The sequence below is a fragment of the Burkholderia ubonensis genome (assembly GCF_902833085.1).
Lineage (GTDB): Bacteria > Pseudomonadota > Gammaproteobacteria > Burkholderiales > Burkholderiaceae > Burkholderia > Burkholderia ubonensis.
In genome coordinates this window covers 336130-356248 of sequence record NZ_CADFEB010000011.1, presented here as the reverse complement: position 1 = coordinate 356248, position 20119 = coordinate 336130, and the positions used below count along the sequence as shown (strand labels likewise).

Sequence of the window (20119 nt, the reverse complement as noted above, 5' to 3'; positions counted from 1 at the left end):
GCGAAGGCGCCGGGCGGCCACGACGATGAGGACGAGCGAGGCAAAGCGATGAGCACAGCCGTCGTCGATGTGCGCGATGCGACCCGGCCGGACGAAGGCGCATGCGAGCGCGCCGGTCGCGGCGTGAAGCGGATCGTATCGATTGTCGTGGGCGTGTGCATGCTGCATGCGGGGCTTCTTGCGCTGGTCTTGCGCGATGGAGCCTTGCACAGCGTGCCCGTGCGCCGGCAGGTGATGATCGCGACGCTGATTGCGTCGACGGCTGCCACCGCGGCGGCGGCAGTCGCCATGCCGCGTGCGATGCGGCAGGCAGGGCCGGCGCCCAAGCCGGCGGCGCGCAGGGAGCCGGCGACCTCGCGGCCGCCGGCGTCCGCGTACCCTCGGGCGCCGGCGCACGACGTACCCGTGCCGGATGGGTCGCGGCAAGCTCCGGTCGCCTCGGCGGATGAACGTCGCAGTGTGCCGTCGAGTGATGCGGTGTCCAATGCGGCGCAGACGCAGACGCAGACCCCGCGCTTCGTCGCGCATCCCGCCTGTGCGCTGGTCAAGCCGGACTACCCGCCGCAATCGCTGCGCATGGGTGAGCACGGCACCGTGATCGTCGAACTGGAAACCGACGCAACGGGCCGGGTCGTCGCGGCGCGCGTCGTGACCGGCAGCGGCTACCTGCGCCTCGACGCGGCGGCGCGCGAAGCGGTCCTTGCGAGCCGCTGCGCGCCGCATCTGGAAGAAGGCGTCGCGACGCCGACGCGGGCGCATGCGCCCGTCACGTTCAATCTCGACGAGTGACAGGAGACTTCTCATGACAGCCTATGGAATCGGTCACGTGTGGGCGCAGGGCGACCCGATGACGCGCGCGGTCGCGCTGTCGCTCGTCGCGATGTCGATCGCGTCATGGACGGTGATCGCGCTCAAGGCGATCGAGCTCGGCGGCATCCGGCGGCGCGCCGTGCGTGCGGAAGCGCGGTTCTGGGACGCCGGCGGCATGGGCAGCGGCATGCGCGCGTTCGGCGGGCCGGGGATGCCGTTCTTCGACCTCGCGCATGCCGGGCAAACGGCGCTGGCCCGTCACGAGGCGCACCGGCAGCGGCTGCACGACCGGATCGATCCGGGCGACTGGCTGTCGCGCAGCCTGAAGACGTCGGTCGACGAATCGGCCGCGCGGTTGCAGCGCGGGCTCGGCCTGCTCGCGTCGATCGGCAGCACCGCGCCGTTCGTCGGCCTGCTGGGCACGGTGTGGGGGATCTATCACGCGCTGCTGTCGCTCGGCGCGAGCGGCGACGCGAGTCTCGACCGGGTGGCCGGGCCGGTCGGCGAGGCGCTGGTGATGACGGCGTTCGGCCTGTGCGTCGCGATTCCCGCCGTGCTGGGCTACAACACGCTGGCGCGCCTGTCGCGCGATATCGTCGTGCGGCTCGAGCGTTTCGCGCACGGCCTGCATCTGCTGCTGCTGACGGGCAGCGGGCCCGTGACGGTCGCGCCGCCGGAATCGCAACCGGACGAGGAAGCCGTCGCGCGGCCGGCTGCCGGTGGAGCACGCGCATGAGTGCGATGCCGAGCGACCGCGACGACGGGATGGCGCTCGCGGCCGAAATCAACATGACGCCGCTGATCGACGTGATGCTCGTGCTGCTGGTGGTGTTCATGGTGACGTTGCCGGTGCTGCACCACGCGGCGCGCATCGCGCTGCCGCAAGCGAGCAGCCGGCCCGACGCGCTGCGCGCGCCGCACGTGGACGTCGCGATCGATGCGAGCGGCCGCGTGAGCTGGGATGCGCACGTGGTGTCCGACGCCGAACTGATGGCGCACCTGGCCGCCGCGGCCCGCGCGGCGCCGCAACCGGAGCTGCGCCTGTCGGCCGATCGCGCGGCGCGCTACGACGGCGTCGCGAAACTGCTGTCGGCGGCGCAGGCAGCCGGCCTCACGAAGATCGGTTTCATGACCGATCCCGCACCTGCCCGTTCACGCACGCTTCCCTGACCTGAATAGTTCTTCCGGCAGTCAGCGCAAACCTGCAATCAGCCTGACCCGCCATCGACGCCGCCGCGCGCGTCAGCAGCGACACGCACATTGACGTCGCCGACATGCAACGCGGGCGGTGACGACACTCGATCGTCACCGCCCGCGGTGATGTTGCTTCGCGCCTGCCCCAGGCCGTCATCCGTCGTCGGCCTTGGCCTGCAAATCCTTCAAACCCTTGATCACGACCAGCAGCGCGCGCCCGTGCTCGTCGGAGCCGTCCCACGCGTCGACGATCGCGTCGCGCAGCAATTCGTTATAGCGGCGCCGCGACGGATGCACGTCGACGCCATAGAAACTGCATAGCTTATTGAATGGGGTGCTGCGACGCAGGCGCCGGCCGTTCGACTGCCGAAGGCGCGACACGGTCGGCTGGCTGACTCCGGAAAGCCGCGCTATTTCGCTGGACGAGCGGGTATCTGCCGACAGGCGGCGCAACAGGTCATCAATGGGAAAATCATCGTCCGGGGCTTCCATGTCATGCATTATACCTATACAGTTACGGTTGTTGAATGATTTGCTGAAGCTGGCAAGCGGCTGCGCCCTGAGAAAGTTGATGACACTGAAACACCTCCCTCGTACGTTTTGCTGGACCAAGATCGGCGCCGAGTCCGGCGAAGAACTGGCCACCGTGGTGCTCCGCAAGGAATGGGAGCGCCGGCTGGGGGGCGGGCGGTTTCTGTGGGGGATCAACCAGCCGCTCGGCAACAGCGCGCAGGTTGCCGCGCATCGCACGGGCTCGCTGCTCGCGCTGTTCTCGCCGGTCGCGGCGCGCACGCGCGCGGCCGAGCGCGGGCGCGGCAACGTGCTGTTGTGGAATGCGTGGGTCGATGCGGGCGGCCAGGTGCGGCAGCTGCCGCCGCACACGTTCATCACGAGCCGCGCGAAGCTGCCGTCCGGCCGGCCGCGCGAGCATCACTACGCGCTCGTGTGCGCGTCGTCCACCGCGCTCACGATCGGCACGCGCCTGCGCGTGTATCCGGACCAGCTGCGCAACGTGAGCACCGGCAGGGCGCTCGGCGCGGCGCAAGGCGCGGTGGTCGTCGACTCGCTCGGCCGGCCCGCGGAGCAGGGCGGCAAAAGCTATCCGCTCGCGCTGTCGGTCGAGCTCGAAGCGCCGTATTTCGTGCGCCTCACGCAGCCGAGCGTGCTGAAGGCGCGCGATCTCGCGGCGGTGAACAAGGCGACGCGCGACGGCGATTTCGATCGTTTCGTCGAACTGGTCACGCGCTTGCGCGGCCGCTCGTCGACGGAGGACGTGCGCGGCTTCACGCGCGACCTGTTCGACGTGCCGCTGATCGAAACGGCGTCGGCGTATGTTGCGCCGGCGCATGCCACGCGCCTGCGCAGCCGTCCGGTAGCGGAGGATGCGCGCGGTTTCACGCGCGATCTGTTCGACTTGTCGCCGGGCGAATCCGCGCCGTTCGGCGGGCTGACGCATCCGCGCGTCGGCCGCGCATAACGTAAGCGGCGGTTGAACAGGGCGGGAGCGTTTCAGGAAGGGCAGCGCGATGGATGCGCGTGCGGCGGACGTTCCGCTTCACGCAGAAATTGTTGCAATCTCGTCGTGGCGGACCGGCGAGCGCAGAGGGACAATCGGCTGACGCGCGCGGCGCGGCGGCCGATGCGTTGACCGGCAGTTGGCAGTTGTTCATGCAGTCGCCATGCGCACCACGCACACTGAGCGTCGGCATGCTTCACACAGGCAACCTGAGGGAGAAGTGTCGATGTCCACCCACATCTGTTCGCGAGAAGCCCGGGCCGCACAACGCTTCGTCGAAGCAACGCGCAACGTCGATCAGGCGTTCCGCGCGGTGCGCGGCGAAGCCGACGACGACGTGTCGTCGGTCGAATATGCGATGGCGATGTCCCGACTGGATCGCGCGCTCGACGAGCTGGCGCGCGCGCAGGAATTCTTCGACCGGGTCGTGAGCGCCGACGCGCGCGAGCGCAACTAGATTCCCCGATTCCCGTTTGCATGGCGTCGATCGCAATGATCGACGCGTTCATCTACATCCGTATGCGGCGCTGATGGCCGCGCACCAAATAGCTTTGCTTAGGCGTGACGCGTAGCGGCGGGCGTCAGCCGGCGCGCGACGTGGCGGCGGTCGCGTGGCCCGCGACGTCGGTGTGCCGGTGGAATGCGTAGCCGCTGCGCTGGAACGACGACGCGAAGAACAGCACCTGGTAGCGGATCGCGTTTGCCCAGTAGTCCCACGTATGGCCGCCGGGCCGCTCCGCGTAGTCGTGCGGCACGCCGAGCGCGTTCAGCCGTTCGTGCAGTGTGCGGTTCGCGCCGACGAGGGAGTCGTCGGACCCGCAGTCGATCGTCAGGTCCATGTGCAAGTGCGCGAATGCGCGGGCGCTCTCGACGATCGCATTGCGGCTCCAGAATGACGGATGCCGCCCCGGATCGCCGAACACGTGATCGATGCCCGGCTCGTCCCCGCATTTGCGCGGATCGACCGCGCCGCTGATGCTGCCGGCCGCGCCGAACGCGTCCGGCCGGTCGAGCGCGATGCGCAGCGCGCCGAACCCGCCCATGCTGAGGCCGGTGATCGCGCGGGCGTGCTTCGTCGCGATCGTGCGGAAATGCGTGTCGATGTACGACACCACTTCCTTGCCGACGAAGGTTTCGTAGCGGCTGCCCGAATCGAACGGGCTGTCCATGTACCAGCTTTCGCGGCCGCCGTCGGGCATCACGAGAATCACGTGATAGCGGTCGGCCAGCTCGCCGATCCGCGTGTTCGCGGTCCAGTCGGTATGGTCGCCGCCCGAGCCGTGCAGCACGTAGACGGCGGGGAAGCGGTCGGCGCGGGTACTGTGCGTGTAAGCGTTGGGCAGCACGACGGTCGCCGCGAACGATTGACGCATCGTTGCGCTGGGAATCGTGACTACGCGCGTCTGGAACGCCCAGACGGGGCTTGCGATGGCAAGCAGCAGGAATAGCTGGAGGGCGCGCGCCAGGTTCGTCGATCGTCGCATTCGTCGTGTCCGCCAAATGGTCGGGCATGCCCGGAAACCCTATGTGGAATGACTGTAGCAACGGGGCCTTTCATTCAAATTTCGGTGGCGCCTACGGGTTTGTCAGGTTGGCGTGGCAGTCGCTTTACGTCAGGCAGCGCTCGATCGATGCGCGGAAGGCTTCGGGCTGTTCCGTCGTCATCAGGTGCCCGCCGCCGATGATCTCGATGCCGGCGCTGCGCGCCAGCGCCCAGTCCGGCACACGCCAGCCGTCGCGCGAACGTTCGCCCGCGATCAGGTAGACCGGATGGCGTTCGAACACCTGCGCGAGCGCGTTCAGGTAGCCGGCGTCGCCGGTCGTCGCGACGACCGAGCGGCCCATCGCACGCAGCGTCGATGCCGGCTGATGCGCGAGCCAGCGGGTGGCCGTGGCGGCCAGCTCCGGAGCCGGATCGGCGATGGCGCCGCGCAGCCAGGCGAGCGGATCGGCGCGCAATGCGTCGAGCATCGCGTCGGCTTCGGCGGGGGACATGCGTCCGACCGACGCCGACCAGAATGCGTCGTCCAGCGTGAAATTTCCCTCGACGTTGACGATCCGGCGCACGCGCGCGGGATGTGCGTGCGCGAACAGCATCGCGATCGCGCCGCCGACCGAGTGCCCGACGATGTCGACCGGTGCGTCGCCGAAGTGCGTGTCGATCGTTTGCCGCAGGTGTTCGACCTGTGCGGCGAGCGTGATGCTGTCCGGCGATGCTGTGCGATGCGCGCCGTATCCGAGCAGGTCGGGCGCGAGGTGCGGGCCGGGCCAGGCAGGCACGTCGAACGTACCGATGAAGCCGTGGATGAAGACGACGGGGGTGTGGAGGTTCATGCGGGGCGCGGGGACGGGTTCAGTTCGGCGAGCAGTTCGTCGAGTTCGAGAGCATGGGTGCGGTCGTGGTCGAGCAACTCGCGCACGAGTTCGTCGAGCGACATGCGCCGGATGTTGTCGCGCAGGCCGCAGCGCGTCAGTTCGGCTGGCGAGAGCGTCGTGAGGGTTGTGCACAGTTGTTGCCGCATGGCGCGGAACGCATTAAGTGCTTCGTCGAGATCCTGATGCACGTAGTCGCGCTGTTCGGCGAGTGCGGTGCCGTCGACCGACGCGATCACCGGCAGGTCGGCGGCGCGCACTGCGTCGATGCGCGCGGTGAAGATCGCGTCGAGGTCGCGCAGGTGGCACGCGTGTTCGACGAGCGAGAAGCCGGTGCCGTCCGGGCGTTGGGTTCTCTGCGCTGTGGGTACGCCTGCGATGAGTGCGGCGAATGTGTCGGGCATGCGCGCGAGTTCGCTGACGATGTCGGCAAAAGGCGGCAATTGCGGGTACGGGCTGAATACGGCGCCGTAGCTGAACAGCACGCCGCCGAGGCGGCCGCGCGCCTGAACGACGTCGTGGCCGCGGCGGCGCATCACGTCGGCGACCATCGCGCCGCAGAACTGGCGCGCGGTGGTGTCGGTCGAGATTTCGGGGAATTTTTGGGCGATTTCGTCCTGGATCGCGCCGATCGCGGCAACGCCGACGCGGGAGAGGGCGGCGAATTCGAGGTAGCGGTCCGGTTGCTCGATCAGCGCTTCGAGCTGTGCGCCGAGTGGAGTGGTGCGGAAGCGGTCGAAGCGGGAGTGCATCGAGGGGTGCTTTTTGGCTAATAACGTATCAAAACGATACGTTACGAGGAGGCGCCGTGTCAATCTGCCGGTATGGGCGGCACAGCCGGTCGCGTGAGTCGGATCACCAATTTCAGCGAATCGCAAATGCCGCCGCGAGCTATTCGACGGGTTCATGGATGAGGCGATGTTGTCCGTCGTCGGCCAGTTACAGACGTTGGCCCACGCGTCAATGCGGACGTTCGAACGTCGGCTCTGCCCCAGATACCGGTCACATCGTATGCGGTCCATTATCCCAGTCGCCTCGCGGGCCTCAGCCGTCATTCACGCCAGGTTGCATTGGCGTAATGCCTTCTGCACCGAATAATCTTGCAGACCTCTAATCCTTGTGAGCACGTCTTCGATCAAAACCATCGATCTTGAAAGGAAGATTTGATCCGCCTCGGACTGCGGTTGACGAAGAGCTTCGATGGCGCTCGTCTGGGCTTCTGCGAGGTGTCCCAACACTCGCTTCGGGCTACCTAGAAACAACCATCGTGCAATCTCCTTCCAGAACTGATGCTTATCATCATCGCGAATTTCACGGGCGGAATATCGATTAAAGATGTCATTGAACGGCGACGGTAGCGCGTCGATACTCTCTATTTGCTCTAAGACGTTTAAGAGTGACTTTGCTACCGCGTCTGCGAACTTAACCGCTTCCGGATTAGCGTCAAGGTTCAGCCGCGCAAGCCTAAATTCTTTTCCTTCCGGTATAGACCAGTACATATCCTGGCCCCCGGTCGCGAGTTCGACGCGAAGACGGTATAGCCGCTCATACGCGTTCGGATGCGAATGAGGAGAGTCAAAAGCCGCTTGAAATCGCGTGTATCTCTCAAATAGTCCCAGCAGTCCAAAGAGAAGCGTTGGTCCGGCGAACTCCATTCCGGGATAACCTTCTGCTGAGGTTCGCCGCATGGAAGCATGCAGCCTAGCAGCTAATCTGTCAGCTTGATGCTCTTGGCCGATTGAAAACGTTGCGATTTGCAAATCGACCATTCGGTTACGTAGAAGCCGCACTTCACCTCTATCGTGACCTAGCAGGATATGCGCGAACTCATGCAGCACTAGGAATTGCATCGCGTCTTCGACGAGCGCATTAACAAATGGCATTCGTCGAGCGGAGGGGGTGCTCGCATTGCCCAACGGAAACCCAATTTCGAGGAATGCCGCTACTCGTTCACTAACTCGGTCTGCGGCCGCTTTGCTAAACTCTCCTAAAAGTACGGGCTCCTCCTCGCTCTCGTCGCCATACCCAAAAACATCGGCTGCAATGAGCCATAGTGATTTAATAAGCCCGACATTAATTCCGATTGCGTACGCGTCCTCACGGCTCGGTACCTTGTACCATGTGGACGTTAGCGACGGATCATTCACTAAACCGATCTCTATCCGAGCATCAAGAGATCCCGTTTGGAGAAAATATTGACCGGCAATTGAAATTGTATCTGAACCAAATTGCCATTTGCTTTTCGCGCTGCGCAGCCTGAGCGTCTCATCACTCAAGACACCACGAAATGCGTCCGGTTGCGTCTGGAGTTGCGATAAGAAAGATTCGTTCATGGTTCGACCATTGGACACAAATTCTTCAACCCCATTCTCGCTGCCAAAACCGAAATAGTTGCTGCTGCCCTCGGGAGGGCGAAATGGGCAGAGATCAGTTCTGCAATTGCGCTTGCTACAGCGAACACATCATCTTTTTTGACGAACGATTTCACGAGTGGCGAGCCGCAAACAGCAACGCGAATTTGAGGCAAAATGCTCTGAAAATAGTTAAATCCCGCGCGCTCCGCCTCCTCGGGATCGAGAGGAGCTGCATGTCCTCCGGATAGCGCGCCCGCCAACTCGAGATACAACTCGGCGTCTGACATGGTTAGATAGTGACCCGGAATGTTCATGGTTGCGCGTACCAGTACGAAAGTTCTTGTAGAATTATCTACGTAACTACTTCACGTAGCTCTATCGGTAATCGAAAACAACTATAGAGGAAGCCACAAGGTCTACAAGCTTGAAATGTCTGCAACAGAACTTGCCGGCAACCGCGCGGACTCACGGATGACCTTTGGAGCTTGCAAGCTGCCGTTCGCTCGACGAGGCATTCAACGGCAGAAGTGGGTCGACAAGAGCCGGTCGTGCCTGCCTAGCCGCGGCCATTCACCACCCCCGCGTTGGGCGAGGGACGCACTGTCCCGGTTGCAGCAGCACGCGGAATGTGCCACTGGGGCGTCTCGCCGACGCCACGTTGCGCGATGCGAAGAGCCGTCGGCGAGGACGAGTCGACCGAATAAATTCAGGCGGTGCCGTGCCGACGGCACGTGTTGCGCAGTCTGGCGTCGTCCTGGAAGGCGCTGAAGGTGACTCCCGCATGCTGCAATGCACCCGCCGCATCGAACCCGTCATGCTAGGATTTCTGCGTTCAACGCTGGCGTCAGGAGGGCAGCATGGACGGCTTCGTCAGACATCAGATCGAAGGCGCATCCGTCGAAATCGACGTGGTCCCGGTCACGCCGCGCGGCTATTGCGCGCGCTTCCGCATTTTCCGCGACGCTTCCGACAAACCCGAATGGCATCAGGTTCACGTGTCGGACAGCGTGTTCGACACCCCTGAAGAGGCCGAAGAAGCGGCACGCTCGATGGCCGTCGAGCAGGTTCTGGCCGGCGGTGGATCGTAACGTTTTTTCTTCGGCGATTATTTATTCCCGTCTGCCTTTGCACGCGTGACCGGTTCTGGTCGCGCGTCTTCTCTTTATCAACAGCCCGCTGTCGGGCAAGCCCCAGATTCGTCCGACACTGCTGGTCGACAAAGCCGGATGTGCTCGCGATTACCCATCACGAGCGTCAAGCGATCGGGCAACCCGAAAGCCAAGATCATCGATTGCAAATGTCGGATGGCTACGACGTCGATTCGTAGCAAGGCAGCCTCGTTCGGCATCCGCCCAACCACCGCCACGAAACACGCGATACGAACCATAGACTTCCGGGTCGTATATATCGGCGCACCACTCCCAAACGTTTCCTAGCGTGTCGAAAAGCCCCCAGTCATTTGCTTGCTTTTGACCCACCTCATGCGTGTGCCCCCCCGAGTTTTCTCTATACCAGGCTATATCGCCGAGTTTGCCGTATCTCGGACCATTTGTTCCGGCGCGGCAAGCGTACTCCCATTCAGCTTCGGTGGGCAGGCGATAGCCGTTGCTTTCTGGGACAAGAGAAGCCCCCGTTCCATCGCCATGAAATTCATAACAGTCGAGAAGGCCGGCCGCCTTTGAAAGCATGTTGCAGAACTGGGCGGCATCAATCCAGGATACGTTGACTACTGGACATTGCGCGGCGACATATGACGATGGCCATTGTCCGGTTACCGCAGCATATTGCGCCTGAGTGACGGGATAGCGGCCGATCAAAAAGTGCGGTAGGTCGACAGACCATCTACGGCCAATTCGGTCGTCCCTCAATGCAATCGTTCCTGCGGGAACGCGTATCGTTTGTATATCGAGTGTTTCAGACAGATGTTCCATTTTCTTCATGACAATAGAAGCTGCTTACAGCGGCAAAGGCCTCCAATGCAGTATCTCACAGGGCTTACCTAGCGTTATCGGAAGCAGCATGAGTGGGTAGCGAGGTGCATCAAAACGAAGGATGCGTTGGATCAAAAGCGCGCGCGTTCGATAGCCGGACGAAGCTGACGTCGCGCGAGCGACTGTTGTATGTTGCGGATTCAACCCGTCGATGCAACGAATTGATGAAATCGTTCAGCCGGTGTATCGAAGTCTAGCGTCTTCGCGACGCTCGCCCAGCGACAACTTTTTTGCGCGGCGCGCAATTTCATGAATTCATGAGGGTTTCGCATCTGCCGGTCGACGACGACCGGGAGGGACCATAGATTTACTTCGCAAACGGCGACGACTTTATTTTTGTCCACGGTTCAAGCAACGCCGAATACGCGATATAGAAAGCTCGAATACTTGGTTGGGCACGCACGGATGCTTCGCTAGTATCCAACGCTCCCATCCGAGCGGGAACCGGAAGGTTCCGGCTGCGCCGCCCGTTGCGGCATTTCGCGACTTTCCAACTGCCGACATGTCTCCCCATTTGATTCCCGACGGCGCGGCCGACGGCGTCACGCGCCGGCTGGCCGCTGCGATTGCGTGCACCGAGCCCGCGCATGATCCGTCCACCATCGCTGCCGCGCGGCGCGGCCTGCTCGACTTCCTTGCCGCCGCGTTCGCCGGCGCTCGCGACAACGGTTACCGCAAGCTGCTGGCGGTGTGCGGTCGCGATTCGGCCGGCGCAGCAGCGGTGATCGGCAGTGCGACACCGGCGTCGCCGCAGCATGCGGCGCTGCTCAACGGCTATGCCGGCCACGCGCTCGACTACGACGACGTGCACAGCAGCGTGCGCGGCCATCCAGGCACCGTGCTGCTGCCGGCACTGCTCGCGCTCGCGCAGGTGCGCGCACGCAGCGCGCTCGAGCTGCTCGACGCGTACGTCGTCGGCGTCGAGGCGATGGCGCGGCTCGGCCTCGCGCTCGGCAGCCGCCACTACGAACTCGGCTTTCACAACACGGCGACGCTCGGCACGCTGGGCGCGGCTGCCGCCGCGGCGCGCCTGCTCGGGCTCGATGCGGCGGCCACCGAAAACGCACTCGGCATCGCCGCGACTCAATCGGCCGGGCTGCGGCTGCAATTCGGCAGCGAGGTGAAGCCGTTGCACGCGGGTCTCGCGGCGCGCGCGGGGCTGCTCGCCGTGGAGCTCGCCGAGGCCGGACTGGCCGGCGCGCCGGGCGCACTCGACGGCCCGGAAGGATTCTTCGCCGTGTTCGGCGGCGGCGCGGCGCAGCCGGCGCGCGTGCTGGCCGACTGGGGCGCGCCGTGGCAGATCGTGTCGCCCGGCCTGTACTTCAAGCCGTGGCCGTGCTGCACGGCAACCCATTACGCCGTGCAGGCCGCGCTCGATCTGCGCGCCCGCCACCGCATCGCGCCGGCGGACATCGACGGCATCGCGGTCACGTTCCCGCCAGGCGGAGACACGCCGCTGTCGAACCGACTGCCGGCAACCGGCCTCGAGGCGCGCTTCAGCGTCGAATACGCGGTGGCCGCCGCATTGGCGGACGGCCCGCCCGGCGTCGCGACGTTCGCCGACGTGCCCGTGCGCGACGACCTGATCGCGCTCGCCGCACGCGTGACGCGGCGCCACGATGCCGCCGCGCCGCGCGCGTCGACCGATCCCGCGACGCGTTTCTCGGTGGTCGAGATTGCGCTGCGCGACGGCGAAACGCTGCAGCAACGCACCGAACGCCTCGTCGGTGCCGACGACCTTGCCGCGAAGTTCGCGGACGCGACCGCCCACGATCCCGCACTCGCGTTCGTCCCGGAACTGATCGATACGATGCGAAGCACGGCCGATCTCGCCCGGCTTTTCCACACCTTTACGTCGCTTCAATCATGAGCACAGATCGCAGCACACCTTCCCGCCGCCAGATGCGCCTCGGGTTGTTCCTCCAGGGCGCTGGACACCACGTCGCCGGCTGGCGCCATCCCGACGCCGAATCCGGCAGCGAGAACTTCGATCTGCTGCGCCGCGTCGTGCAGACCGCCGAGCGCGCGAAGTTCGACATGGTCTTCCTGGCCGACGGCTTGACGAGCGGCCCCGACGCGCATCCGTCGATGGCAATGCGCTTCGAGCCGCTGAGCCTGCTGTCGGCGCTCGCGATGCATACGCGGCACATCGGCCTCGCGGCGACCGCATCGACGACGTACAGCGAGCCGTACCACATCGCGCGCGTGTTCGCGTCGCTCGACCATCTGAGCGGCGGGCGCGCCGCATGGAACGTCGTGACGACCTCGTACGACCGCACCGCCGCGAACTTCACACGCGGCAACCATCCCGATCACGCGCAGCGCTACGAGATGGCCGGCGAATTCGTCGACGTCGTGAAGGGGCTGTGGGACAGCTGGGACGACGACGCGGTCGTCAGGGACAAGGCGCGCGGCGTGTATTTCGACCCGGCGAAGGTGCACACGCTCGATCACGCTGGACGCTTCTTCAACGTGAGGGGGCCGCTCAACGCGTCACGCCCGCCGCAGGGCCATCCGGTCGTGATTCAGGCCGGCTCTTCGGGCCCCGGCCAGGATCTCGCCGCGCGCACCGCGGAAGTCGTGTTCACCGCGCAGCAGACGCTCGAGGAAGCGCAGGCCTTCTATCGCGACCTGAAGGGGCGGCTCGCGGCATACGGCCGCGCCTGGGACGCACTTGCCGTGATGCCGGGCGTATTTCCGGTGATCGGCCGCACCGAGCAGGAGGCCAAGGACAAGTATGCGCAGCTCCAGCAATGGACAGATACGTCGGGCGCGCTGACGCTGCTGTCCGACCGTCTCGGCCACGACGTGTCGAAGTATCCGCTCGACGGCCCGCTGCCCGACCTGCCCGAATCCGATCAGTTGAAGAGCCGCGCGAAGCTGCTGACCGATCTCGCGCGCCGCGAGAACCTCACGCTGCGCGAACTCTACTATCTCGTCGCCGGCGCGCGCGGGCACCGGATCGTGTGGGGCACGCCGACGCAGGTCGCGGACGCGCTGGAGGAATGGTTCGATGGTGGCGCCGCGGACGGCTTCAACATCATGCCGCCATATTTCCCGGGCGGACTCGACGATTTCGTCGGGCATGTCGTGCCGGAACTGCAACGGCGCGGCCTGTTCCGCACCGAATACGAGGGCACGACGCTGCGCGACCATCTCGGGCTCGCGCGTCCGGCGAGCCGCTACGCGGCGCGTTGAGCGGCGCGTTGAGTCAGACCGCGAAGCGCGTCAGGTCGAGTGCGACCGGCGCGCTGTCGCGGCTCGCGTGCGGGTTGCCGGCCGGCCCGAGCGCATGCGCGAGGAACGCACGCGTGCGCGTGCTTCGCGGCGCGCGGAACAGTTGCGTGGCCGGCCCGTGTTCGACGATCACCCCCGCCTCGGTGAAGTAGACGACGTCGCTGATCTCCTCGGCGAACCGCATCTCGTGCGTGACGAGCACGCAGGTCATGCCGTCGCGCACGAGATCGCGAATCACCGACAGCACGTCGCCGACGGTTTCCGGATCGAGCGCGGACGTCACCTCGTCGAACAGGATCAGGTCGGGCTGCATCGCGAGCGCACGCGCGATCGCGACGCGCTGCTGCTGGCCGCCGGACAGCTCGCCGGGGTACGCGTGCGCCTTGTCGGCGAGGCGCACGCGTTCGAGCAGCGCATGCGCGGTGCGTACTGCGTCGGTGCGGTCGCGGCCGAGAATCCGGACCGGGGCGACGACGAGGTTGTCGAGCACGCTCAGGTGCGGAAACAGGTTGTATTGCTGGAACACGAAGCCGACGCGCTTGCGCAGCGCGATTTCGTCGCGCTCCGACGCGAGCCGGTCGACGCGCGTGCCGTCGACGTCGATCAGGCCGCGCTGCGGCCGCAACAGCCCCGTGATGCAGCGCAGGATCGTCGACTTGCCGGAACCGGACGGGCCGATGATCGACACGGCCTGGCCGCGGTGCACGTCGAGGTCGATGCCGCGCAGCACGGGCGTCGTGCCGTACGACAGATGCACGTCGCGCAGGCGGACGAGCGGCGCGTCCGCGCCGCGCGGAGTTTCAGTGGAATGCATGACGTCTTTCGAGAAGGCGGGTGAAACGGGCGATCGGGTAGCAGTACGCGAAAAACAGTCCGAGTACCGTGAAATAGACGACGACGGTGAAGTCGGCACGCGCGACGGTGTTGCTCGCGACCTGCGCGGTGTCGAGCAGGTCGTGCACGCCGACGAGCGACGCGAGCGCGGTGGCCATCGTGATGCTCGCGTACAGGTTCATCCACGGCGGCAGCATGCGGCGCACGCATTGCGGCAGGATGATCCAGCGGAACACCTGCGCGCGGCTGAACGCGAGCGAGCGAGCGGCGTCCCATTGCGCGTGCGGAATCGACTGGATCGCGCCGCGGAAGATTTCCGCGAAGTTCGCGCTCGCGGGCAGCGCGAGGCCGAGCGTCACCTTGAACCAGTCCGGAAACGGCAGCGACGCGTGGCCGAGCCTCACTTCGAACGGAAATACGTAGGTCGAGAAATAGATCAGCACGAGGAGCGGCGCGTTGCGGAACAACTGCACGTATGCGCGCGCCGCGACACGTGCGATGCCGAGCCGCGACAGCGTCAGCGGACCGAGCGCGAGGCCGGCGAGCGTGCCGATCGCGATCGCGAGCGCGCTGATGCCGATGTTGACGAGCATCGCGCGGCCGAGCGCGGGCAGCCACGTGGCGAGCGCGACGAGCGTCGGATGATGGCGGCCCGCGACGGCCAGCGCGATGACGGCCAGCACGGCCAGCACGACCAGCGCCGCGAGCGCCACCGCGACGGCGGGCCGCTGCACGGTGCGCGCGGGCGGCGCGAGCGTGTCAATGGCCATAGCCGGGTATCCTCAGGCGGTGTTCGAGCCAGCGCCCCGCGAGGTTGACCGCGAACGTGAGCGTGCCGAAGAAGAGCAGGATCAGGATCATCAGTTCGAGCACGTTGTCGCGCTGCGTCCAGATCATGATCGACGCATAGGTGACGTCGCCGACCGCGATCGCCGATGCGACCGTCGTCATCTTCACGAGGTCGACCAGGTTGTTGACGAGCGCGGGCAGCGCGAAGCGCACCGCGAGCGGCAGCTGCACGTGCCAGAGCCGCTGGCGGCGGCTGTAGCCGAGCGACTGCGCTGCTTCGAGCGTTGCGCGCGGCACCGCTTCGAGGCCGGCGCGCAGCGCTTCCGCATGGAACGCGCCCTTGTGCAGCGAGATCACGATTACGCTCCAGATGAACGGCGTCAGCGGATTGCCGCCCAAGTCGCGCAGTGCGGCGCTGATCAGCATGTTGACGACGAGGAATGCGCAGAACAATTGCACGAGCGTCGGTGTGTTGCGGGTGACCTCGACGAAGGCACGCGCAGGGCGCGCGAGCGCCGCGCTCGGCGACACCAGCAACGCGGCGAGCACGACGCCGCAGGCGAGGCTGCCGAGCGCGGTCGCGATCGACAGTTCGAGCGTCACGCCCATCCCGTGCACGAACGACGCGCGTTCGTCCGGGGCGAGCACGAAGCTGTAATCGAGGCCGAGCTTGCGGAGCGCATCGACGGCGGCGGCTGCCGTCATGTGCGCTGCGCCTTGAGCTTCGCGTGCAGGTCGAGCACCGCTTGCGACGGCGTCATCCCGTTCTTGCGCTCGACGTCGAGCAGCCAGCCGCTGCGATGCCAGTCCTGGATGATCCGGTCGAGCGCGGCCTGCGTATCGGTCTCGCCCTTGCGGACCCAGATCACCGCCGGCGACGGAATCAGGTCGGTCGGCAGCGGCGTCGCATAGTCCTTCCAATCCGGATTGCGCGCGACCAGCATGCGCAGCGTCGGCGCGACGTGCACGGCGGCCACGCAGTTGTTGCCGCGCAGCGCGAGCAGCGACTCGGGCTGGCCGCGGAATGCCTTCACCTGCGCGCCGTATTCCGACGCGAGCGGCTTCGTGTAGTTGCTGCCTTGCGACACGCAAACGGGCTTGCCGCGCACGTCGTCCCAGGACTTGATGCCGCTGTCCTTGCGCGCGATCAGCGCACCGCCGATGGATTCGAACGGCGTCGGCGCATACGACAGGATCTCCGCGCGCTCCGTCGTCAGCTCCATGTTGGCGATCAGCGCGTCGACCTTGCCCTGCTGCAGGAATTGCACGCGGTTCGACGGCTGCACGGGCGTCAGCTCGACGTCGACACCGAGCCGTTTCGCGACGTCGTTCGCCAGATCGACGTTGAAGCCGACCGGTCTTTGCGTCGCGGGATCGAGCGAGCCGAACGGCGGGCCCGACAGGATCACGCCGATCGTGATCTTGTGACGTTGATGGATGCGATCGAGCGTGCTGTCCGCGCGAGCGACACCGGAAAAAGCGGAAAGGAGGGCGGCGAGGAACAGCGCGTGGCCCGACGTAGTGCGAAACGATCTGCTGAACATGGGAAAGAGGGCCGTTGTTTGAGCGAAGCGGGGCAGCGCATGGCGTGCCTGGTTGTCAGGAGCCCATATTTTCGGGATGTGGAACGCATCCAAGAACCAAGAAATTCTCATACCGTTATCTGGTCGTCAGATTTACGCAGAGGAACACGACGCTCGCACGGCCGGAATGGCGATGTGGCGGAGGGCTTCCGCCAGCGTATTGCGCGCGCCGCCCCTCGAGCCATCCTCCGACCATCCACCCAACGGTTTTCTAAATCACCTTTTGATCTAGGTTTCACACTTTTTATTCTTTATCGCAATTTCACGGTTCTGTCATATTTCTGTGCACCGAATTCATCGGACGAGAAAAATGTCAAAGACCACCATCATCGCGACGATCGGGCCGGCGTCGAATACCACTGAAATGCTGCTCGCGCTGCACCGTGCGGGGATGACCGTCGCGCGCCTGAACGGTTCGCATGGGTCGCTCGACTGGCATCGGGCGACCATCGAGCTGATGCGGCGGACCTTGCCGGATCTCCCGATCCTGCTCGATATTCCCGGGCGAAAGATCCGTACCGTGCAACTGCGCACGGAACCGTCGTTCCAAGCCGGCAATCGGCTCGTGCTCACCACGGATCTGTCACACGACGGCAGCAGCAAGGTGCCGGTCAACTACGACCGGTTTCATCTGCAGTTGCGCGCCGGGGTGCGCATTTATGCGGACGACGGCACGCTGTCGTTCGTCGTCGAGGCGGTGCACGGACAAGACGTCCACGTCGTCGCCGAGACAGCCGGCACGTTGAAGAGTCGGAAGGGCATCAACGTGCCCGAGGTCGATCTCGGGCAGCAACTCGTCACGTCCCGCGATCGGGAAATGGTCGCGTTCGCGAAGCACGCGGGCGTCGACTTCGTCGGCATCAGCTTCGTCGAATCGGCGGCACACGTGGCGGCGATTCGGGAATTGATCGACGCGCCGTCGCCACGCATCGTCGCGAAGGTGGAGAACCAGGGCGGTCTCGATCATCTCGACGAAATCGCCGGGGCGACGGACGTCATCATGATCGATCGCGGCGATCTGTCGGTGGAGACCAGCATCGATCATGTATCGCTGTACCAAAAGCGGATCATCGCGGCCGCGCGGCGGCAGGGCAGGCCGGTCATCGTTGCGACCGAGCTGCTGCACAGCATGATAGAGAGTCCGTTGCCGACCAAGGCCGAGATCGGGGACATCACGAATGCGGTGATCGACGGCGCATCGGCCGTCATGCTGTCCGGCGAGACCGCCGTCGGCAAGTTTCCCGTGGAAGCGGTGGCGCGGCTGCGCAGCATCGTCACGCTTGCCGAAGCCCATCGGCATGCGACGCTCCCGGCGGCGGGCGGGTTTGCCGAAGCGCCGAACGATCTGCGCGCCGCGACGCTTGCGCTGACGCGCACGCTGCCGATCTCGAAGGTCGTCGTGTTGTCGCGCACCGGCTACGCGGCTCGGCTCGTGTCGATGGCCCAGGTGCGGCAGCCTGTCATTGCGGTCGGCAGGGATGCGGCGCTTGCGCGCAGCTGGAACCTGCTGCCGGGCACGACGGCGGTATTCCTGCCGGAACTCGATCTGGCGGCGGAAGGCGCCGGCACCGCCGCGCTGAAGTCACTGTGGGAGGGCGGCCGGCTTCAGGTCGACGACGTAGTGCTCGTCGTGCTGGCCGCCAGCGACGATGCGCAGGCGTCGTTGAGTTCGCTGCAAACCGTCCGCGTCGGCCAGCTTGCCGCGCAACTTGCGTGGTCCGTGGACAGCGGCGTGGAGGCCTGACATGCACGATCCGCACCTGTTGGTCGGCATCGTCGCGCTGCTTGCGATCGTGCAGTCCGTATTCGGCATGGGCATCCTCGTGTTCGGCACGCCGACGCTGCTGCTGATGGGATACGACTTCACGTCGGTGCTCGGCCTGCTGCTGCCCGCTTCCGTATCGATCTCGGCGGTTCAGGCGTGGTCCGCGCGGCGACGTGCGGTGCCGGCCGCCGAACGGGTCACGATGGTGATCTGCGCGATCGCGGTGCTCGTATCGCTTGCGACGCTGGTTCGGTTGAACCTGAAGGCGTGGGTCGACATGCTGATCGGGATCGCGATGCTGAGCGCCGCCGCGGTGCGCTATTCGTCGCGACTGCAGGCTGGGCTGCGCAGATTCGTTCACGCGCGCAGCCGGCTGTATGTCGGTTCGATGGGCGTCGTGCACGGACTCACCAACATGGGCGGCGCGTTGCTCGCCGTCTATGCGGCCAGCCGATACGACGACAAGCACGCGATGCGTGCGGCGATCTCGCGCTACTACCTGCTGTTCGGCACGATCCAGCTTGGCACGCTGGCGTTGCTGCGCCCGGCTGCACTCGATGTGCGCGGCGCAGTGATGGCGCCGATCGCGGTCGCCATCTACTTTGCTGTCGGCAACGTGCTATTCGCGCGGGCCGGTGCGCCGTTGTACGAGCGTGCAATGACCGCGTTCATCGGCGTCTATGGTGCGGTCGTGCTGGCGAAGACGCTGGTCTTCGCGTGACGGGAGCCCAACCGATGCAGAACGTCCTGACCGCGCTGGTTCCGATCTTCGTGCTGATCCTGGCGGGATTCGTGCTGCGGCAGCGCCGCCTGCTGCCGGACGAATTCTGGCTGCCATGCGAAACCCTGAACTACTACTACATGTTTCCCGCGCTGATGTTCAGCCAGGTCGCGAAAGCGAATTTGACGCAGTTTCCGGTCCGGCCGATCGCGGTCGCGATCCTCGGCGCGGTGGCCGCAAGCGCGGCGCTGCTGTATGCGTGGCGCGCGTGGAGCCGGCAGCCCGGGACGGTGTTCTCGTCGGTGATCCAGGGCGCGTTGCGGCCCAATACGTATGTGGGCGTTGCCGCCGCGGCAGCGTTGTACGGTAGCGTCGGCCTCACGCTCACGTCGATCAGCATCGCGGTCGCGATTCCGCTGCTGAACGTCGCGTCGATCATCATCCTGATGCAGCACGGCCGTGGTGGCGCGCCGTCGGCGCGGCAGATCGGCGGCGCGCTGCTGAGGAACCCGGTCATCATGTCGGTCGTGCTCGGCGCCGCGTTCAATCTTGGCGGGCTGCGTTTGCCGGGCGTGGCGGCAAGCGTGCTGTCGATTCTCGGCGCGGCGTCGCTGCCGCTCGGCCTGCTCGCGGTGGGCGCGGGCCTCGACGTGAAGGCCGCGAAGGCGGCGCGCGGCCCGGTGTTCCAGTCGTCGGTGATCAAGTTGCTGCTCGTGCCGCTGCTGACCTTCTGGATCGGTTTCAGCCTCGGCATCCGTGGCCCCGCGCTGACGACGATCGTCCTGTTCAATGCGTTGCCGTGCACGCCTTCCGCCTATATCATGGCGAAGCTGCTAGGCGGCGATCATCGTTTGTCTGCCGGCATCATTACGGTTCAGACGGCGCTCGCGGCCGTCACGATGCCGCTGGTGCTGCTCGTGTTCCACGGTTGAACCGGGGCGCGCCCGTGCCC

Annotated in this window: 22 protein-coding genes; 11 read left to right on the top strand and 11 right to left on the bottom strand. The window is 65.5% G+C overall.

All coding sequences use genetic code 11. From position 1 onward, the window contains the following. Positions 1-48: 48 nt before the first annotated feature. From HWX31_RS29920 to HWX31_RS29910, 3 genes are read left to right on the top strand one after another with little or no spacing between them, the layout of a single operon-like run. A complete protein-coding gene (locus tag HWX31_RS29920; RefSeq protein WP_174963538.1) occupies positions 49-789 on the top strand; it encodes an energy transducer TonB in 741 nt (246 codons plus the stop codon). Between the two features lie 13 nt (positions 790-802). Continuing rightward, complete coding sequence (locus HWX31_RS29915; protein WP_244143885.1) at positions 803-1546, top strand: MotA/TolQ/ExbB proton channel family protein; 744 nt, start codon at positions 803-805, stop codon at positions 1544-1546. Beyond that, positions 1543-1980, top strand: a complete 438-nt coding sequence (locus HWX31_RS29910; protein WP_174963605.1) for an ExbD/TolR family protein — start codon at positions 1543-1545, stop codon at positions 1978-1980. The genes HWX31_RS29915 and HWX31_RS29910 overlap by 4 nt, the downstream gene beginning before the upstream one ends. Positions 1981-2157: 177 nt before the next feature. On the opposite strand, the gene HWX31_RS29905 is transcribed toward HWX31_RS29910, so the two are convergent. Further along, positions 2158-2496, bottom strand: a complete 339-nt coding sequence (locus HWX31_RS29905; RefSeq protein WP_059534972.1) for a helix-turn-helix domain-containing protein — start codon at positions 2494-2496, stop codon at positions 2158-2160. Positions 2497-2575: 79 nt separating this feature from the next. Between HWX31_RS29905 and HWX31_RS29900 the strand changes: the two genes are divergently transcribed. Both HWX31_RS29900 and HWX31_RS29895 read left to right on the top strand, forming a co-directional pair. Beyond that, positions 2576-3481: a hypothetical protein gene (locus tag HWX31_RS29900; RefSeq protein WP_174963540.1), complete on the top strand. Its 906-nt coding sequence runs from the start codon at positions 2576-2578 to the stop codon at positions 3479-3481. A 265-nt stretch (positions 3482-3746) separates the two neighbouring features. Next, entirely contained in the window at positions 3747-3977 is a 231-nt protein-coding gene (locus HWX31_RS29895) for a hypothetical protein (RefSeq protein WP_042588508.1), read from the top strand. Positions 3978-4101: 124 nt separating this feature from the next. Here the strand turns inward: HWX31_RS29895 and HWX31_RS29890 are convergent, their stop codons facing one another. From HWX31_RS29890 to HWX31_RS29870, 5 genes are all read right to left on the bottom strand, one after another. Continuing rightward, positions 4102-5004 (bottom strand): alpha/beta hydrolase, encoded by a 903-nt coding sequence (locus tag HWX31_RS29890; protein ID WP_174963542.1) that lies wholly within the window; start codon positions 5002-5004, stop codon positions 4102-4104. A gap of 124 nt (positions 5005-5128) precedes the next feature. Further along, the gene (locus HWX31_RS29885; RefSeq protein ID WP_174963544.1) at positions 5129-5854 is read right to left on the bottom strand and encodes an alpha/beta fold hydrolase; all 726 of its coding nucleotides are present in this window, start codon (positions 5852-5854) and stop codon (positions 5129-5131) included. Further along, on the bottom strand, positions 5851-6645 hold the full coding sequence (locus tag HWX31_RS29880) for a DinB family protein (protein ID WP_174963607.1): 795 nt from the start codon (positions 6643-6645) through the stop codon (positions 5851-5853). Before HWX31_RS29880 ends, HWX31_RS29885 begins: the two co-directional genes overlap by 4 nt. 303 nt (positions 6646-6948) lie before the next feature. Beyond that, on the bottom strand, positions 6949-8226 hold the full coding sequence (locus HWX31_RS29875) for a M48 family metalloprotease (protein ID WP_174963546.1): 1278 nt from the start codon (positions 8224-8226) through the stop codon (positions 6949-6951). Then, positions 8223-8561, bottom strand: a complete 339-nt coding sequence (locus HWX31_RS29870) for a hypothetical protein (protein ID WP_174963549.1) — start codon at positions 8559-8561, stop codon at positions 8223-8225. Before HWX31_RS29870 ends, HWX31_RS29875 begins: the two co-directional genes overlap by 4 nt. Positions 8562-9104: 543 nt before the next feature. On the opposite strand from HWX31_RS29870, the gene HWX31_RS29865 reads away from it, so the two are divergent. Further along, positions 9105-9335, top strand: a complete 231-nt coding sequence (locus HWX31_RS29865; RefSeq protein WP_010095929.1) for a hypothetical protein — start codon at positions 9105-9107, stop codon at positions 9333-9335. Positions 9336-9485: 150 nt separating this feature from the next. Here HWX31_RS29865 and HWX31_RS29860 read toward each other — a convergent pair whose 3' ends face one another. Further along, on the bottom strand, positions 9486-10187 hold the full coding sequence (locus tag HWX31_RS29860; protein ID WP_174963551.1) for a formylglycine-generating enzyme family protein: 702 nt from the start codon (positions 10185-10187) through the stop codon (positions 9486-9488). Positions 10188-10740: 553 nt separating this feature from the next. Between HWX31_RS29860 and HWX31_RS29855 the strand changes: the two genes are divergently transcribed. Together HWX31_RS29855 and HWX31_RS29850 are read left to right on the top strand one after the other, a co-directional pair. Continuing rightward, entirely contained in the window at positions 10741-12108 is a 1368-nt protein-coding gene (locus tag HWX31_RS29855; RefSeq protein WP_174963553.1) for an MmgE/PrpD family protein, read from the top strand. Next, positions 12105-13436 carry an LLM class flavin-dependent oxidoreductase gene (locus tag HWX31_RS29850; protein ID WP_059656661.1) on the top strand — a complete coding sequence of 444 codons (1332 nt, stop codon included), beginning with the start codon at positions 12105-12107 and terminating at the stop codon, positions 13434-13436. The genes HWX31_RS29855 and HWX31_RS29850 overlap by 4 nt, the downstream gene beginning before the upstream one ends. Positions 13437-13449: 13 nt before the next feature. On the opposite strand, the gene HWX31_RS29845 is transcribed toward HWX31_RS29850, so the two are convergent. Genes HWX31_RS29845 through HWX31_RS29830 form a run of 4 tightly spaced genes read right to left on the bottom strand, consistent with a single transcriptional unit; the run spans position 13450 to position 16642 of the window. Beyond that, a complete protein-coding gene (locus tag HWX31_RS29845; protein ID WP_059713536.1) occupies positions 13450-14289 on the bottom strand; it encodes an amino acid ABC transporter ATP-binding protein in 840 nt (279 codons plus the stop codon). Continuing rightward, the gene (locus HWX31_RS29840; RefSeq protein ID WP_174963556.1) at positions 14276-15079 is read right to left on the bottom strand and encodes an amino acid ABC transporter permease; all 804 of its coding nucleotides are present in this window, start codon (positions 15077-15079) and stop codon (positions 14276-14278) included. Before HWX31_RS29840 ends, HWX31_RS29845 begins: the two co-directional genes overlap by 14 nt. Continuing rightward, positions 15069-15803 carry an amino acid ABC transporter permease gene (locus tag HWX31_RS29835; protein WP_174963558.1) on the bottom strand — a complete coding sequence of 245 codons (735 nt, stop codon included), beginning with the start codon at positions 15801-15803 and terminating at the stop codon, positions 15069-15071. Before HWX31_RS29835 ends, HWX31_RS29840 begins: the two co-directional genes overlap by 11 nt. Beyond that, positions 15800-16642 carry a transporter substrate-binding domain-containing protein gene (locus HWX31_RS29830; protein WP_244143884.1) on the bottom strand — a complete coding sequence of 281 codons (843 nt, stop codon included), beginning with the start codon at positions 16640-16642 and terminating at the stop codon, positions 15800-15802. The genes HWX31_RS29835 and HWX31_RS29830 overlap by 4 nt, the downstream gene beginning before the upstream one ends. A 349-nt stretch (positions 16643-16991) precedes the next feature. On the opposite strand from HWX31_RS29830, the gene pyk reads away from it, so the two are divergent. From pyk to HWX31_RS29815, 3 genes are read left to right on the top strand one after another with little or no spacing between them, the layout of a single operon-like run. Continuing rightward, entirely contained in the window at positions 16992-18425 is a 1434-nt protein-coding gene (gene pyk / locus HWX31_RS29825) for a pyruvate kinase (RefSeq protein WP_174963562.1), read from the top strand. A 1-nt stretch (position 18426) separates the two neighbouring features. Continuing rightward, positions 18427-19167 (top strand): TSUP family transporter, encoded by a 741-nt coding sequence (locus tag HWX31_RS29820; RefSeq protein ID WP_174963564.1) that lies wholly within the window; start codon positions 18427-18429, stop codon positions 19165-19167. Positions 19168-19181: 14 nt separating this feature from the next. Continuing rightward, positions 19182-20099, top strand: a complete 918-nt coding sequence (locus tag HWX31_RS29815) for an AEC family transporter (RefSeq protein WP_059609731.1) — start codon at positions 19182-19184, stop codon at positions 20097-20099. Positions 20100-20119 lie beyond the last annotated feature (20 nt).

Bases quoted from the DNA above. Each gene is read 5' to 3' on its own strand.
- HWX31_RS29920 (WP_174963538.1), top strand. From the start codon at position 49: ATGAGCACAGCCGTCGTCGATGTGCGCGATGCGACCCGGCCGGACGAA.
- HWX31_RS29915 (WP_244143885.1), top strand. From the start codon at position 803: ATGACAGCCTATGGAATCGGTCACGTGTGGGCGCAGGGCGACCCGATG.
- HWX31_RS29910 (WP_174963605.1), top strand. From the start codon at position 1,543: ATGAGTGCGATGCCGAGCGACCGCGACGACGGGATGGCGCTCGCGGCC.
- HWX31_RS29905 (WP_059534972.1), bottom strand. From the start codon at position 2,496: ATGGAAGCCCCGGACGATGATTTTCCCATTGATGACCTGTTGCGCCGC.
- HWX31_RS29900 (WP_174963540.1), top strand. From the start codon at position 2,576: ATGACACTGAAACACCTCCCTCGTACGTTTTGCTGGACCAAGATCGGC.
- HWX31_RS29895 (WP_042588508.1), top strand. From the start codon at position 3,747: ATGTCCACCCACATCTGTTCGCGAGAAGCCCGGGCCGCACAACGCTTC.
- HWX31_RS29890 (WP_174963542.1), bottom strand. From the start codon at position 5,004: ATGCGACGATCGACGAACCTGGCGCGCGCCCTCCAGCTATTCCTGCTG.
- HWX31_RS29885 (WP_174963544.1), bottom strand. From the start codon at position 5,854: ATGAACCTCCACACCCCCGTCGTCTTCATCCACGGCTTCATCGGTACG.
- HWX31_RS29880 (WP_174963607.1), bottom strand. From the start codon at position 6,645: ATGCACTCCCGCTTCGACCGCTTCCGCACCACTCCACTCGGCGCACAG.
- HWX31_RS29875 (WP_174963546.1), bottom strand. From the start codon at position 8,226: ATGAACGAATCTTTCTTATCGCAACTCCAGACGCAACCGGACGCATTT.
- HWX31_RS29870 (WP_174963549.1), bottom strand. From the start codon at position 8,561: ATGAACATTCCGGGTCACTATCTAACCATGTCAGACGCCGAGTTGTAT.
- HWX31_RS29865 (WP_010095929.1), top strand. From the start codon at position 9,105: ATGGACGGCTTCGTCAGACATCAGATCGAAGGCGCATCCGTCGAAATC.
- HWX31_RS29860 (WP_174963551.1), bottom strand. From the start codon at position 10,187: ATGAAGAAAATGGAACATCTGTCTGAAACACTCGATATACAAACGATA.
- HWX31_RS29855 (WP_174963553.1), top strand. From the start codon at position 10,741: ATGTCTCCCCATTTGATTCCCGACGGCGCGGCCGACGGCGTCACGCGC.
- HWX31_RS29850 (WP_059656661.1), top strand. From the start codon at position 12,105: ATGAGCACAGATCGCAGCACACCTTCCCGCCGCCAGATGCGCCTCGGG.
- HWX31_RS29845 (WP_059713536.1), bottom strand. From the start codon at position 14,289: ATGCATTCCACTGAAACTCCGCGCGGCGCGGACGCGCCGCTCGTCCGC.
- HWX31_RS29840 (WP_174963556.1), bottom strand. From the start codon at position 15,079: ATGGCCATTGACACGCTCGCGCCGCCCGCGCGCACCGTGCAGCGGCCC.
- HWX31_RS29835 (WP_174963558.1), bottom strand. From the start codon at position 15,803: ATGACGGCAGCCGCCGCCGTCGATGCGCTCCGCAAGCTCGGCCTCGAT.
- HWX31_RS29830 (WP_244143884.1), bottom strand. From the start codon at position 16,642: ATGTTCAGCAGATCGTTTCGCACTACGTCGGGCCACGCGCTGTTCCTC.
- pyk (WP_174963562.1), top strand. From the start codon at position 16,992: ATGTCAAAGACCACCATCATCGCGACGATCGGGCCGGCGTCGAATACC.
- HWX31_RS29820 (WP_174963564.1), top strand. From the start codon at position 18,427: ATGCACGATCCGCACCTGTTGGTCGGCATCGTCGCGCTGCTTGCGATC.
- HWX31_RS29815 (WP_059609731.1), top strand. From the start codon at position 19,182: ATGCAGAACGTCCTGACCGCGCTGGTTCCGATCTTCGTGCTGATCCTG.